This window comes from Sulfurimonas sp. (genome assembly GCF_029027585.1).
Lineage (GTDB): Bacteria > Campylobacterota > Campylobacteria > Campylobacterales > Sulfurimonadaceae > Sulfurimonas.
The window spans coordinates 1,620,605-1,636,133 of record NZ_CP093397.1; the positions used below are offsets into that span (position 1 = coordinate 1,620,605).

Sequence of the window (15,529 nt, forward strand, 5' to 3'; positions counted from 1 at the left end):
GATATAATTGAAAATATTAGTTGATTTTTTAAAAAACAAAAAAATACAAAAGGCTCAAATATTTTCACAACTAAAATGTAGTGAAAATGAAGCCTTAATGTTACAAAACTTAGCAAATAAGTATATGCAAGGTCAAGATGATGTTTTAGTCTTAGAGCTTTTAAATGAGCTTTATGGTGATGATAGTTTTAAGCATCTAGATCATTTACAAGAGATTAAAATACTTTTAGAACTTGGCTGGATTCATCAACAGAGCTTTACTCCTGTGAAGATTTCAGATGTTACACCATTAGAGCTTTTAAATACTGCAGTAGGTTTAACCCCTTCATTTTTAAAACTTCTCCAAGATGGCGAACATGATAAAGATTTAACAGATATAAAACCATATAGTGACCATTTAGAGTATCTTCAAGAACAGTTTTTTAGGATAGAGCTTTACCAAAAAATGAGTACAATTCGTCAAAATGTGCATGAACACTCTCTTGGCATCGATAGAGTTCAACAAAAGCTACAACTTTTAGAAAAAAGGATTGTGCAGAGAGTTGAGCAAACAACGGAGAAATTTGTTTTAGATAAATTCTTTAAACAAAAGAAGCTTCTCTCAAAAGAACAAATCATCTTTTTAGCACTTCTTCGTGAAGAGTATAGTGCAACAGACGCGACTCTTAGAGAGATGAATACTCTTATAGATTTAATCTCTTTAGATGAGTATGAGCGCATTAAAAACCGTTCACTTTTAGAAGATGGCTCAAACTTACTAAGTGAAAATATTATAGATTATGAGGAGATGCTAAACCCTTTTGGTGGCATCTCTAGGGCTTTTTATATTGTTGATGAAGTTTTACAAAGTATAATCCATCCGAAAAAAAATAAAAAAGTTCGTAGATTAAAACTAAATGCACTGATAGAAGAACAAGATATATTTGAACTTGTTGAGAGTGAAACTTCACTTGATGATGTTGTCTTAGCAAAAGAAACAAAAGACACTTTAGAAAATCTTATGCGTCAAGTTGATAAAGAAGTTATGGCTAGACTTGTAGAGTGGGGCATTAAAGATAAAAAGAGTGGCATAGATGCTAGGATTATATTTTATGGTCACGCTGGAACTGGTAAAACTATGACAGCACACTCTCTTGCAAAATCTTTAAAAAGACAAATTTTATCATTTGATTGTTCAAAAATTCTCTCAATGTATGTAGGTGAAAGTGAAAAAAATGTTCGTAAAATTTTTGATACTTTTTATGATTTGTGTGAAAAAACAAAAACAGAACCAATCCTGCTTTTAAATGAAGCTGATCAATTCTTAGGAGCGAGATCTAGCGGTGTAAACAGCTCTGCTGATCAGATGCATAACCAGATGCAAAATATTTTTTTAGAACAGATTGAAAATTTTAGAGGAATGTTAATCGCGACTACTAATTTACTAGAAAATATAGATAAAGCATTTTCCAGACGATTCAACTATAAGATAGAATTTAAAAAACCATCAGAAGCTCAAAGAGTAGAATTGTGGGAAAAAATGTTACCACAAGAAGCGCCATATGAAAAAGATTTTGACATCACTAAATTAGCCTCATACCCGCTGACGGGTGGTCAAATCAACTTAATTATAAAAAATACAGCATATAAAGTTGCTGTTACTACAGAACCTCTGTTTACTTTAAAAGAATTTATAAGTGAGATAAAAAGAGAAAAAGATGCAAATTTTGACAGCGAAAAATCTATGGGTTTTTTACATAAGTAAATATAAGGATGATGTTATGCATAATATATTGAGATTAAATTTGAGATTGCTGAGTATACTGTTTTTACTTTCCTTCTCTTTGTTCGCAAATGAGGTAGATACAAAAGTCCATCAAACTAAGCTTCTCCCAGTCATGCAGGAGTTTAAGCATTCTATAAATGAAGATCCCGTGATACGAATGTACATTAATCAAATGATACAGCAGGTCTCATCCCACTATAAACTTCATCCTGAACCAAATGTATATTTACAAAGTGTTGATGAGATGCTATATTTAATCAATGATGCTCTGCGCATGGCGCCAGAATATAATAAAAGCGATTTAGTTGGATGCCGAATTAATAGTATTCTCAATTGGACAATGAATGTTCCTGCTGGATTTGCAGTCTTTCGAAATGAGAGAATGAATGAACTATTTAGAAAGGTTTTAGATGATTATACGACTTTTTTAAATAGTGAAGCATCGTTGAGTTCATTAAACGATGGTCCTAATGGCTGGAAATCTGCTGAGGCAAAGAAAAAGCTAAATATGGATCAGTATATATACAATCCAAATGATAAATTTTGGGGATTTAAATCATGGAATGATTTTTTTACTAGGAAATTTAAAAGTGGTATGCGTCCAATTGCCCAGCCAAAAAATCCAAAAGTCATAGTTAGTGCTTGTGACTCAGAAGTATATGCTATTAAACATAATGTGAAAAAAAATGATGACTTCTGGATAAAAAGTCAGCCTTACTCTTTAAAAGATATGTTGGATGATGATAAATTAGCCGAAACTTTTAAAGGAGGAGATGTTTATCAAGCATTTTTATCTGCCTTTAAATATCATCGTTGGCATAGTCCAGTATCTGGAACAATTAGAAAAGCATATATAAAACAAGGGACTTATTACTCTGGTTTAGAATCTCGAGGAATGGATCCAGGAAGTCCTGACTATTCACAAGGATACATAAGCCATGTAGCAACGCGTGCGATAATTGTTATTGAAGCAGATGATCCCATAGGACTTATGGTTGTAATGCCAGTAGGTATGGCTGAGATTTCATCATGCGTTATAAATGAAAAAATAAAGCCTGGATACAGAGTTACAAAAGGTGAAGAGCTAGGTTATTTTCAATTTGGAGGCTCTACATACTGTCTTGTTTTTCAACCTGATGTTATTAAAGAATTTAACATGAAAAAAGGTGATGATGTAAAAATGGGACAAAAAATAGGTGTTGCTAAGTAAGTCAATAAATCAATAAAACAACATGTTACAATTTTACACATGTTCTATTTTTAACTAAAAATAATGTTTCATTTAGTTACATAATTAAATTCTAAACTTATGCTTATCCTTCCTTTAATACTCTTTTTGATATAGTACAAGTAACTATTTTTTCTAGAGTTATGCTCAAAAAAAATGAAAAAAATATTTATAAGGTAGGTTATATGGAGCATATAAGCACTGCAAATCCGTATTTTGGGGTATTTGTACTATTTGTTGTAACATTTGGTGCATTTACTGCTACGACAATTCTTGCTCGACTTGCGAGTCGTGCGTTGGCAGCAAAAGATAGCGAAAAAATTAGACTTTCAGTTTACGAATGTGGACCTGAAATTACTAAACAACCAAATAGAATCTCACCACAATTTTATCTATTTGCACTACTTTTTTTACTGTTTGATGTTGAGATTATTTTTATGTTTCCATGGGCAGTAGATTTTAGACTACTTGGCTGGTTTGGATTTGTTGAGATGTTAATGTTTATTGGATTATTGACTATTGGTTTCGTATATGCATGGAAAAAAGGAGCTCTTGAATGGCACAACATAAAGTAAATTATACACAAGATGGTGGACTTCCTGTTGCACTTACAAGTATAGATAAGATTGTAAACTGGGGTCGTTCAAACTCACTTTGGGCACTTACTTATGGTCTTGCTTGTTGTGGTATTGAGATGATGGCATCTGGTGCTTCAAGATATGACTTTGACAGATTTGGAACAATCTTTAGAGCATCTCCAAGACAAGCAGATGTTATGATTGTTGCTGGAACTCTTACAAAAAAACATGCTGAATTTATCAAAAGACTTTATGACCAGATGACAGAGCCAAGATGGGTTATTTCTATGGGTTCATGTGCAAATACTGGTGGTATGTTCAATACTTATGCAACTGTTCAAGGTGTTGATAGAATTATTCCAGTTGATTTATATTTACCTGGTTGTGCTCCTCGCCCTGAAACACTTCAATATGGGGTTATGTTACTTCAGCAAAAAATCCGTGCAAATCATGCGTCTAAAGCACAAAAAGCAAAGAGGCTAATGTAATGAGAGCGTATAAAGCCAAAGATAATGTACAAGCTAAAGCATACTATACAGATAGATTTTATAAATCTCCACAAGTTCCAAAAAGCCCACCAGAGAGTGATGAAGTTTTCAATGCAGATTTAGAAGCTATTAAATCTAAATTTGAAGTTTTAGACTCGTTTATTCAAGTTGAGCAATTAGTTGTTTTTATAAACCCCCAAGACAACTATAAGGTTTTAGAATTTATGAGAGATGAGTTAGAATATTCTCAACTTTCAGAGATGAGTGCTATTGACTGGATTGCAGACAGAGGTGGTTTTGAAGTTTTTTATCAAATGTTAAGTATGAACAAGCGTAAGCGTGTTCGTATCAAGATGTTTATTGAAGATGGCGAAGCTGTTAACTCTGTTGAAAAACTTTTCCGCTGTGCTGACTGGAGTGAGCGTGAGATGTTTGATATGTTTGGCATCGAAGCAAATAATCATCCGTTTATGAAAAGAATCCTTATGCCTTATGATTGGAGCGGACATCCTCTCTTAAAAACTTATCCTCTTCAGGGTGATGAAGCAGCTGCTTGGTATGAAGTTGATAAGATTTATGGAAAAGAGGCAAGAGAAGAGATAGGCCCTGAAATCAGAGATACTGCAAGAGTAGATAGATATGATTCAGATAGATTTTCTCGCTTAGGTCATGAAGTTCCAAAAGGAACAAAAATTACTGGAGATGAACCAGAAGTAGTACAGCCTTATCAAGAAGAAGGTGGAGTATTCTTAATTAAGAAATTTGATAGAGATTCAACAACTATTGTTGATGACCCACAAAGATAGGGTGGCGAAAATATGGCACAAATAAAAAATAGATTAACACCGTTTTTTTGAAAATATCACTTTTGATAGAGATGATAATGAACTTATCTTAAACTTTGGTCCTCAGCATCCATCTGCTCACGGTCAGTTGCGTTTAATGCTTCATTTACAACAAGAACAAATCGTAAAAGCTCATCCAGATGTTGGATACCTTCATCGTGGTATGGAAAAAATGGCAGAGAACATGATATATAACGAGTTCATGCCAACGACTGATAGAATGGACTATATAGCTTCATCTTCAAACAACTATGGTTTTGCACTAGCAGTTGAAAAGTTGATTGGTTTAGAAGTTCCTCGTCGTGCAAAAGTTATCAGAATGATGCTTTTAGAGATAAATCGTTTGATGAGTCACTTGTTTTGGTTAGCGACAACTGCACTTGATATTGGGGCTATGACAGTTTTTCTTTTTGCATTTCGTGAAAGAGAATATTTGATGGATATAATCGAGGGATATTGTGGAGCTAGACTTACTCATTCGGCAATTCGCATAGGTGGAGTTCCTTTAGATATTCAAGATACATTTATCTCTCAACTAAAGACTTTTTTAGATGAGCTTCCTCAAAATATTAAAGATTATGAAGACCTTCTTGATACAAACCGTATTTGGCTTATGAGAATGGAAGAAGTTGGAACTATCTCCAAAGAGATGGCTCATTCATGGGGTTGTACAGGTCCAATGCTTAGAGCATCTGGAACCCCTTGGGATATTCGTAAAGAAGAGCCGTATGAGTTATATGATGAAATAGAGTTTAATGTTCCTTGGTCTGATAAGGGTGACAACTTTGCAAGATACCGTGTTTATATGCAAGAGATGCGTGAAACTGCAAAAATTCTTTATCAATGTATGGATATGTATGCTAAATGTGTTGAAGAAGGGCAAACTGAATTAATGGCTCATTCACCAAAATATATATCAGCATCTAAGCTAGATATAATGACTCAAAACTATTCTTTGATGCAGCATTTTGTTTTAGTAACACAAGGTATGCGTCCTCCAGTTGGAGAAGTTTATGTAGCTACTGAATCACCAAAAGGTGAACTTGGTTTCTTTATAAATTCTCAAGGTGGACCTTATCCATATAGATTGAAGCTTCGTGCTCCATCTTTTTGGCATACAGGTATTTTAACTGACCTTTTACCAGGTCACTATATTCCAGATGTTGTTTCTATTATTGGTACAACGAACATAGTTTTCGGTGAGGTTGATAGATAATGAAAAGATATGATTTAAGACATTTAAAAAAAGAATTTGAACCTCGTATGAAAGAACTTTTAGCCCAACATAAAGATGGTGAAGTTGCAATCTTTTTATTTGAGATTGGTGATTTTACACCTATTCAAAAGTCTGCTGATCTTGTAAAAGAGTGTGGCTATGAGCTCATGAATTCTTTAAAGTTTAACGAAGTCGATTGGACTATCGTAGTGAAAAAAGGTTAGGAAGTTATTGTGAGTAAGGTATATTTTTCTACTTGGAAAGAGGAACTGATAAATAATATTGGAAAACCTCAAGAAGAGTGGGAAGAATCAGCATATAATCTACCAGCAACATACGATGACCATCGTGATTCTAAAGCCTTTATTGGTTGGGATGGCGTTGCATTATTTAATGAAGATGTAGATGTGATTCGTTTAGCGATGGAGTATGCTGCCCAGTACCAAGAGTATTCAGAAGCTTGTGGAAGATGCGCACCTGGAAGATGGGGCGGAAGAATTCTTTATGACCAGTTGGATAAAATTGCTCGCGGAGAAGGTTGTGTTGCTGATATGGACCATTTAAAAGAAATTGGTAAGTCTATGCAACTTACTTCCAAATGTGAGATAGGAAAAACTGTTCCTAATCCAATTATTGATTTAATGACACATTTTGAAGATGAATTTATGGATTGTATCAATAATCAAAAAGCATCTAAACACTACACACAAGAAGTGAGTTATATAGCTAAGATCACTGCTCCATGTACTGATATGTGCCCATCACATGTAGATATTCCAGCATATATAGAAGGTGTAAGAGATTTACGTTTTAACGAATCTTTAGCGGCCACTCGTCAAACAATGCCTCTTGCTCATGTTTGTGGTCGTGTTTGTCCTCATCCTTGTGAAGATGCTTGTCGTAGAACTAATCTTGATGAGCCTATTTCGATTATGGAGCTTAAACGATTAGGTGCTGATTGGGAGACTGATCATGGACTTGGTTTTTATCATCCAATGAAGAAAAAGAAAAAACCTATGGGCAAAAAAGTTTCTGTTATAGGAGCTGGTCCTGCTGGTTTGACTACTGCTTATTATTTGGCTGCCCAGGGTGTTGAAGTTGATGTTTATGAAGAACTTCCAGTCCTTGGTGGAGAAGTTGCAGTAGGTGTTCCAGAATATAGAATGCCAATAGATAAATATAATCAAGATATAGAATGCGTGAGAGATATGGATGTTAACTTTATTGTTAATTCTAAAATCACAGCAGATGATATGAGAAGATTTGAAACAGAATATGATTCTATTATGGTTGCAACAGGAACAAGAATAAGTAAAAAAGTTCGTTGTGATAATGAGAAAGAAGATGTTGAAGGTTATTGGTCAGCTATAGAGATGCTTGACCAAGTTAATCTATGGGACAAATATGGCATCGGAGAGGCAGTTGATTTAACAGGAAAAACTGTTGTTTGTGTTGGTGGTGGATTTACATCTATGGATGTAGTTCGCTGTGCCATTCGTGCAAATGCTAAAAAAGTTTATATGATTTATCGTCGTGATGAAAAGACAATCATAAGAAATACGACCTATGAAGAGTACCATGAAGCCGTTGAAGAAGGCGTAGAGTTTCTTTTTCACTCAGCAGTAAGTAAAATGACTGATGAAGATAACATTTTAAAATCACTTGATGTTGATAAATATGAGTTAGTTCCAGACCCAGATGGCGGTCGCGCACAACTTGTAAAAGTTGAAGGTGCATCTTATACTATAGAAACAGATTTTTTAATCCCTGCGGTTTCTCAATCAGCAGATCTTGCACTTCTACCTCCAGAATGGGAAATAGGCATGACATCTTGGGGAACGATTAAGACAAATGGTAAAGATTATATGACAACTCGCAAAGGTGTTTTTGCTAGTGGAGATTGTGAATATGGTCCTATGACAATTGTTAACGCTGTTGGTCAAGCAAAACGCGGAACATCAGTAATGCTTAGATATCTTCAAAATGGTGAAATTACCCTAAGCGATGATGAAATCATGGAAGACCACTTAAAAAGTTTGCGTGTTTATGATAAAAATGAAAAAATAACAGGTTGGCTACCAGGTGTTCCTAGACAAAAAAGTGAAGTTTTAGATGTTGATAGCAGAAAAGATAATAACAAAGAAGTTAATTTTGGTTTCACTCAAGAACAAGCTATAACAGAAGCAAATCGCTGTATGAGATGTTACTACATCGCAATGGTTGCAACATGATTAACTTTAAAATAAATGGAATCAGCGTTGAAGCAGAAAAAAACGAGAGCATACTTCAAGTTGCGCGTCGTGAAGATATATATATTCCTACTATGTGTTACCTCGCAAAAACAACACCAAATGCATCTTGTAGAATGTGTGTTGTTGAAGCAAAGAATGTAGATGGATTTATATTAAGTTGTAATACTAATCCAACTGAAGGTTCGAAATTTACAACAGACTCAGATGCATTGTATAAAGAAAGACAAAACATTATGAAACTTTATAATGTAAACCACCCTTTACAGTGTGGAGTATGTGATAAAAGTGGAGAGTGTGATTTACAAAACAAAACTTTAGAGTTTGATGTAGGCGTTCAAGATTTTGCAGTTCGTGATATAGCTCGTAAAAAGAAGAAATGGGGAGTTCATACTTATGACCCAGCTCTTTGTATATTATGTGAAAAATGTACTTCAGCTTGTAATGAAATCGTTGGAGTAGAAGCTCTTTATATTTTACCAGGTGGATATAAATCTCGCATAGAGATAAATATGGCTAATTGTATAGAGTGTGGAGAATGCGTTTCTGTTTGCCCTGTTGGGGCTATGGCATCTACAGATTTTAAATATAAATCAAATGCGTGGGAACTAGATAAGATTCCTTCAAGTTGTTCGCACTGTTCAAGTGCTTGTTCATTGTATTACGAATCAAAGGATGGCGATATTAAAAGAGTTACAAATGAGGCAGACTTCACATCTTTATGTGGAGCGGGTAGATTTGGTTTTGATTATGAAAACAAAGTTAAATCAAAAGATACTTTAGCATTTAACAAAGCGGTTGAGGCTTTTTCAAATGCTAAAAATGTAGTGTTTACTTCAACTATAACAAATGAAGAAGCATATTTATTAAATCTTTTAAAGAAAAAACTAGGGTTTAACCTTGTAAATGAAGAGGCTAGAAGCTTTCAAGAATTTATGAGTAGTTTTGAAAGTATGGCTAACAGTACTCTTTATAATGCAACTCTTGATGATTTAAAGAAAAGTGATTTTGTTATAAGCGTTGGAAGTTCACTTCAAAGTGATAACCCTATTTTAAAGTTTGCACTGTCTCAAGCAGTAGGAAATAACAAGGCTTATATCTCTTCTATTCATCCTGTTGAAGAAAAAGATGTTGCAAATATGGTTACTCTTTTTATAAAAAATGAAGTAGGAAGTGAAGAAGCAGCTTTAGCAATGATAGCCGATGTTTTTGTGCAAGATAAATCAAATCAAGAAGAATTTTTTGATTCTCTTGATATTGGGTATCTTAGTGGTGAAAGTAATATTTCTGAAGAAGAATTAGACACTTTAAAAGATAACTATGCAAGAAAAAATAATCCAGTTCTTATTATAGGTGAAGATATCATAAATCATCCAAGAGCAAAAAACATAGCATTAATAGCAGCGTATATACAAAAAAACACTGCTTTTAAAGTTATGGTGATTCCTCCTGTTACAAATACTTTAGGTGTTAGCCTGATTTGTGATTTAGATGAAAAAGAAGATGGTTTTACTCTAGGTTATAATGTAAATGCAGACTTTTCTTTAAAAGCAAAAGGCGATGGAGACTTAGATATGCCTGCTCTAAATCAGCAAGAAGGTACATTTGTAAATATTGATAAAGATTTAGTTCTTTTAAATGCTGGTGCATCTTATAATGGTTATGAGTTAAATGATATAGCAAACGCACTTGATGTGAAGACTCAAAATGTTATTGATTATACATCTAAACTAGGTTTTAAAGAAGTAGAGTTTGATAATTTAGATAACTATTATGACAACTCTGGAAAAGCATACCGTGGTTACAAAATCGAAGCAAAAACAAACAAAAAAAGATCAAAAATAGATGAAGTAGAAGAGTTAGGTGAGTTTAATGGAAGTGTTGTTTATGCAAGAAATCCATTGGATCAATTTAGTGAATTTACTTCAGACTGCAAACAGATAATAGCAAAAGAAGAACTTATAGGTTCAAAACAGTTTGCGCTTTGTTCTAAAATTAAATCAGGAGATACTGTGAAGTTTAGTATTGATGGCGATGAATTTATCAGACGCTTTAAGATAGATAAATATATGAAAGGTACAGTGGCTTATAATCCAATCTTTTCTATGGATTCTAAATCTTCAAACTATAGATACAATCAAGTTAAAATAGAGGTTATAAATGGGTGACAATATTACAATTACAATCGATAACAAAGAGGTTCAAACTTTAGAGGGAGAGTTTATATTAAATGCCGCTCGTGCAAATGATATATATATTCCTGCAATTTGTTATCTAACTAGATGTAGTCCAACTCTTGCATGTAGATTATGTTTAGTTGAAGTTGATGGTAAACAAGCTTATGCTTGTAATGCAAAATCAAAAGATGGCATGAAGATTACGACATCAACAGAAAATATAGAGCAAGAACGCCGTGCAATTATGGAAGTGTATGATGTGAATCATCCTCTTGAATGTGGTGTTTGTGACCAATCAGGCGAATGTGAACTACAAAACTATACTTTAGACATGGGTGTAGATGCTCAACACTTTGCAGTAAAAGATGTAGCTCGAACTACTCATGATTGGGGACATCTTCAGTATAACTCAGGGCTTTGTATAGTTTGTGAAAGATGTGCAACAGTATGTAAAGATATGATAGGTGATAACTCTCTTAAAACTATCCCACGAGGTGCAGATGCACTAGAATCAGAGTATAAAGAAGAGATGCCAAAAGATGCTTATGCAATGTGGAACAAGCTAAACAAATCTTTGATTGGTTTAACAAACGGTACTGATGTTCTTGATTGTACTTCTTGTGGAGAATGTGCCTCTGTTTGTCCTGTTGGAGCATTAGTAGATACTCAGTTTGTATATAAAACAAATGCTTGGGAGCTAGAACAAATTCCAGCAACCTGTGGTCACTGTTCTGCTGGTTGTCAAATAACTTATGATGTTAAGCATACTAGTATTGAGAATCCAGATAAGAAAATTTATCGTGTTATGAATGAATGGAATTTCGTTTCACTTTGTGGTGCTGGTAGATATGGTTTTGATTATGAAAATAAAGATGTAGTTAAAGATGAACAAGCCTTTGCATCTGCTCTTGAGGCTTTTAAAAAAGCAGATACTATAAAATTTACTTCAACTATAACAAATGAAGAAGCTTACATACTTCAATCTCTAAAAGAAAAACACGGATATAAACTCATAAACGATGAAGCAAAATCTTTTGCTACATTTTTGAAAAATTATAGTGAAGTTAGTGGAACTAAACTTTGGGGAAGTGATTTAAAAGCAACTCATAAATCGAACTTTGTTATCTCTGTTGGAACTGCACTTAAGAGTGATAATCCAAATGCAAGATATGCACTAAATAACTCTATGACTGTCAATAAAGGTGCAGGTTTATATTTTCATCCTGTAAAGGACCCTATTATAGAGGGACTTGGAAAAAGTATAATGACTGTTACTCATGCTCCACTTCAAGAAGAGGCAGCTCTTTATTTAGTTTTAGACTTGTTTGGAGATAAAAAAAAACTACCTGAAAAAGTTGTTGAGTATTTAGCATCTTTTCATAGTGAAAAAACTATAACAGTTGAAGAAACTATAAAAGAAAAAGTAGTTGAGATTGTTAAAGAGATGAAAGTCAATAAAGAAACAGGGGAAGAGGAAGAAGTTGAAGTAGAGAAAACTAAAATGGTTTCTAAAAAAATCTCTAAAGAAGTAGTAGTTGATGATAATGCTCTTTTAACTCTTTTAGGTGCTGATGATAACTTTATGGAAGTTTTAACAAAAAATCTTAAGAAAAAAGACTCGTTTGCTATGATAGTTGGACCAGATTTATATAATCATCCAAACTCTAAAAATCTTGCAAGATTAGTTGCACTTATTGAGAAATGTAGTGATATATCGTTAACAATTATACCTCCATTAACAAACTCTCTAGGTGTTGCGCTTATTTGTGAGCTTGACGGGGAAGCTGGAGAATACAGTATCGGTTATAACACAAAAGCTGATTTTACTTTATCTGCACTAGGTGACGGTGATCTTGATATGCCAGCCATCAATCAGCAAGAAGGAACTCTTACATCAATTAACAAAAGAGTAAATCCAACAAATGCTGCACTGCCTTATACTGGGTATGAGTTAAACGACATAGCAAATGCACTTGGGATGAATGCAAAAAATGTGATTGACTATACACAATCTCTTCCAACAGATGCTGGGTTTAAAACTCAAACTTTTGATAGTCTTCCAAATCATTATGAAAATGATGGCACAGAAGTTAGAGGTTATCTTTTAGATAATGTAAAAGTTAACAGAAGCACTAATCAAGTTGTAGAAAACTTAACTGATGAAAAACTGCAAGGTACTCTTATTTATCTTGGGAATCCTGTAAGGCAATTTACTGATTTTACAAATAAAACTACAAATCTTGATGAAGTTGCAGGGCTTTATATGAGTGAAGAATTTCTAGGGAATTCAGAGTTAAATGAAGGGGATAGTGTGAGAGTTAAAAATGATAAGGCAGAAATTGTTCTTAATATCATTAGCGATAATAAAATAGCTGGTAGTATTGCAATACTTCCAACATTTGATTCTAAAATAAATTCAGAGGCTCTGTTTAGCGGTTACCGTTTTGCAACAGCTTCGATACAAAAGGTGTAATATATGGAAACAGCATATTTAATTGAAACGGTTATAAAAATCGTTGTAGTTTTACTTGTCTTTTCTGCACTTGCAGGTATAGGAACTTACTTTGAGCGTAAAATCCTTGCATTTATGCAACGGCGTCTTGGACCAATGAATGTTGGTCCTTATGGATTACTTCAAGTAGCAGCAGATGGGGTAAAACTTTTTACAAAAGAGGATATTATCCCAACAAATGTAGTAGCACCTATCTTTAAGATTGCACCTGTTATAACAGCCGCAACTGCATTTATGGCAGCGGCTGCGATTCCATTTTTACCATCATTTACAATCTTTGGTTATGAAGTACATCCAATTGTTGCAGATATAAATATTGGTATTTTATATATTTTAGGAATTATGGGAGTTGGTCTTTATGGTCCACTTCTAGGTGGTATGGCGAGTGCAAATAAGTTTGCACTACTTTCTGCTGCAAGGGGCGCGGCTGTTTTTATTTCGTATGAAGTAGTTACAGGTCTTTCAATTTTAGCACCGATTATGTTAGTTGGTTCATTATCTCTAATAGATTTTAATGAGTATCAAGCTGGTGGAATTATGGACTGGATTATTTGGACTCAACCTGTTGCCTTTATATTGTTTTGGATAGCTGCTTTTGCTGAAACTGGTAGAACACCATTTCATCTTATTGCAAATGACCATGAGATTATTGATGGTTTTGGTACAGAGTACTCTGGTATGAGATGGGGGCTTTTCTTCATCGGTGAGTATGCAAATATGTTCTTTATCTCTTTTGTAATACCTTTACTTTTCTTAGGTGGTTATGGAGATGGAAGTTTCTTAGGTGCACTTGGACTTCTTGGAAAAATGTCATTTTTCTTCTTTTTCTTTTTATGGACAAGAGCTGCTTGGCCAGATGTAAGACCAGACCAATTAATGTGGTTATGTTGGAAAGTATTAATGCCAATCGCAGTATTAAATATTTTAGTAACTGCAATAGTATTGATGTAAGGGGGTAATGATGAAAAACGAACAATTTAATGATAGAGAAATTTCTAACGAATACTTTATGGTAGATATTGATGATTATCCAACAGAACCATGGGATAAATTTAAAAGAGTTTTAAAAAGAACTTTTAGACTTGAACTTTTTGTTGGTCTTGGTGTTGTAATGAGAGAGTTGATTTGGTTTAAAAAACATACAATTAGCTATCCTGAAGAAAAAATGCCAATAGGTCCAAGATATAGAGCTGTTCATGAGATGAAAAGATTATGGGAATCAGATGCTGAGAGATGTATCGGTTGTGGACTTTGTGAAAAAATTTGTATATCAAACTGTATCAAAATGGATACAAAGATAGACAAAAACTCTCGTAAAGAAGTAACGGACTACACTATAAACTTAGGTCGTTGTATCTTTTGTGGATATTGTGCAGAAGTTTGTCCAGAGTTAGCTATCACTCATGGTGGTAGATATGAAAATGCAAGTGATCAAAGAGAACATTATGTGGATTTTGCAGATATGCTGACACCACTTGATGTTATGAAAGCAGGTACTCAAGTTGAGTTTGAAGGTTTTGGTGCAATAACACCACATGAAGATGAGCGTGTTGTAAAAACACCTCTCGCATATTAAGGAGTTTGGGTATGTTTGAAGCGATTGCTTTTTATCTGTTTGCTTTTTTAACGATAGCGATGTTTTGGATAACTGTAACAACATCACAAGCGTTATACGCTCTTACGGCGTTAGCAGCAGGAATGATTTTTATATCAGCATTTTTCTTTATACTAGGTGCTGACTTTTTAGGTGCAGTACAAATAGTTGTTTATTCTGGTGCTGTAATGGCTCTTTATGCTTTTGGTATGATGTTTTTTGACACGACAAGAGATCTAAAAGAGAAACAGGGGAACAAGTATTTGATTACAGGTTTATCTACATTAGCGGCTGTTTTGGTTGTTTTGATTTTCGCTGCTCCAATAGTAGGAGATAACATCAAAGCTTTTTATCCAATGGTAGAAGGTGCTGGAAATACTCAAGAGATAGGTTTAGTTCTTTTTACAAAGTATCTTGTTCCTTTTGAAGTTGCTGCTGTTATGTTACTTGTAGCGATGGTTTCAGGGATTGTTCTAGCAGGGAAAAAGATGGATCTTTCTCTTACTCTTATGAGTGATGCTGAGATTAAAGATTTGAAAAAAGACAAAAATAAAAAGGTACTTTTATGATGGAAATAGGACTAAATCACTATCTTGTACTTTCTACAATTTTATTTTCTATTGGTTTAATAGGTGTAATGAGAAGAAAGAACCTTTTAATGCTGTTTTTCGCAATTGAGATATTACTAAACTCTGTAAATATTTCTTTTGCTGCGATTTCACACTATTACGGTGACTTAACTGGACAAATGTTTGCATTTTTTGTAATCGCAATCGCTGCTAGTGAAGTTGCTGTTGGACTTGGTCTTTTAATTGTTTGGCATAAACGACATAATAATATTGACCTAGAATCAATGTCAACGATGAGAGGGTAGATA

At 34.0% G+C, this 15,529-nt stretch carries 13 protein-coding genes and 1 pseudogene; all 14 read left to right on the forward strand.

What is annotated here, in order from left to right:
- Window positions 1-7: 7 nt before the first annotated feature.
- The 14 genes and pseudogenes from MOV50_RS08515 to nuoK all read left to right on the forward strand — a co-directional run bounded on the left by MOV50_RS08515 (window position 8) and on the right by nuoK (window position 15,526).
- Entirely contained in the window at window positions 8-1,744 is a 1,737-nt protein-coding gene (locus MOV50_RS08515) for an ATP-binding protein (protein ID WP_321777482.1), read from the forward strand.
- 133 nt (window positions 1,745-1,877) lie between these two features.
- The gene (locus tag MOV50_RS08520; RefSeq protein ID WP_321777483.1) at window positions 1,878-2,975 is read left to right on the forward strand and encodes a phosphatidylserine decarboxylase family protein; all 1,098 of its coding nucleotides are present in this window, start codon (window positions 1,878-1,880) and stop codon (window positions 2,973-2,975) included.
- A gap of 203 nt (window positions 2,976-3,178) precedes the next feature.
- Window positions 3,179-3,568 (forward strand): NAD(P)H-quinone oxidoreductase subunit 3, encoded by a 390-nt coding sequence (locus tag MOV50_RS08525; protein WP_321777484.1) that lies wholly within the window; start codon window positions 3,179-3,181, stop codon window positions 3,566-3,568.
- Complete coding sequence (locus MOV50_RS08530; RefSeq protein ID WP_321777485.1) at window positions 3,550-4,059, forward strand: NADH-quinone oxidoreductase subunit B family protein; 510 nt, start codon at window positions 3,550-3,552, stop codon at window positions 4,057-4,059. Before MOV50_RS08525 ends, MOV50_RS08530 begins: the two co-directional genes overlap by 19 nt.
- Entirely contained in the window at window positions 4,059-4,865 is an 807-nt protein-coding gene (locus tag MOV50_RS08535) for an NADH-quinone oxidoreductase subunit C (RefSeq protein ID WP_321777486.1), read from the forward strand. The genes MOV50_RS08530 and MOV50_RS08535 overlap by 1 nt, the downstream gene beginning before the upstream one ends.
- Before the next feature lie 12 nt (window positions 4,866-4,877).
- Window positions 4,878-6,120: pseudogene (nuoD, locus tag MOV50_RS08540) on the forward strand (NADH dehydrogenase (quinone) subunit D).
- Window positions 6,120-6,344 (forward strand): NADH-ubiquinone oxidoreductase subunit E family protein, encoded by a 225-nt coding sequence (locus tag MOV50_RS08545; protein ID WP_321777487.1) that lies wholly within the window; start codon window positions 6,120-6,122, stop codon window positions 6,342-6,344. Before nuoD ends, MOV50_RS08545 begins: the two are co-directional and overlap by 1 nt.
- A 9-nt stretch (window positions 6,345-6,353) precedes the next feature.
- A complete protein-coding gene (locus tag MOV50_RS08550) occupies window positions 6,354-8,351 on the forward strand; it encodes an FAD-dependent oxidoreductase (protein ID WP_321777488.1) in 1,998 nt (665 codons plus the stop codon).
- Entirely contained in the window at window positions 8,348-10,537 is a 2,190-nt protein-coding gene (locus MOV50_RS08555) for a 2Fe-2S iron-sulfur cluster-binding protein (protein ID WP_321777489.1), read from the forward strand. Before MOV50_RS08550 ends, MOV50_RS08555 begins: the two co-directional genes overlap by 4 nt.
- Window positions 10,530-13,019 carry an NADH-quinone oxidoreductase subunit G gene (locus tag MOV50_RS08560; RefSeq protein ID WP_321777490.1) on the forward strand — a complete coding sequence of 830 codons (2,490 nt, stop codon included), beginning with the start codon at window positions 10,530-10,532 and terminating at the stop codon, window positions 13,017-13,019. Before MOV50_RS08555 ends, MOV50_RS08560 begins: the two co-directional genes overlap by 8 nt.
- Before the next feature lie 3 nt (window positions 13,020-13,022).
- On the forward strand, window positions 13,023-14,009 hold the full coding sequence (gene nuoH / locus MOV50_RS08565) for an NADH-quinone oxidoreductase subunit NuoH (RefSeq protein ID WP_321777491.1): 987 nt from the start codon (window positions 13,023-13,025) through the stop codon (window positions 14,007-14,009).
- A gap of 10 nt (window positions 14,010-14,019) precedes the next feature.
- A complete protein-coding gene (gene nuoI, locus MOV50_RS08570; RefSeq protein WP_321777492.1) occupies window positions 14,020-14,634 on the forward strand; it encodes an NADH-quinone oxidoreductase subunit NuoI in 615 nt (204 codons plus the stop codon).
- Window positions 14,635-14,645: 11 nt separating this feature from the next.
- Window positions 14,646-15,221 (forward strand): NADH-quinone oxidoreductase subunit J, encoded by a 576-nt coding sequence (locus tag MOV50_RS08575; protein WP_321777493.1) that lies wholly within the window; start codon window positions 14,646-14,648, stop codon window positions 15,219-15,221.
- Complete coding sequence (nuoK, locus tag MOV50_RS08580; protein ID WP_321777494.1) at window positions 15,218-15,526, forward strand: NADH-quinone oxidoreductase subunit NuoK; 309 nt, start codon at window positions 15,218-15,220, stop codon at window positions 15,524-15,526. The genes MOV50_RS08575 and nuoK overlap by 4 nt, the downstream gene beginning before the upstream one ends.
- Window positions 15,527-15,529 lie beyond the last annotated feature (3 nt).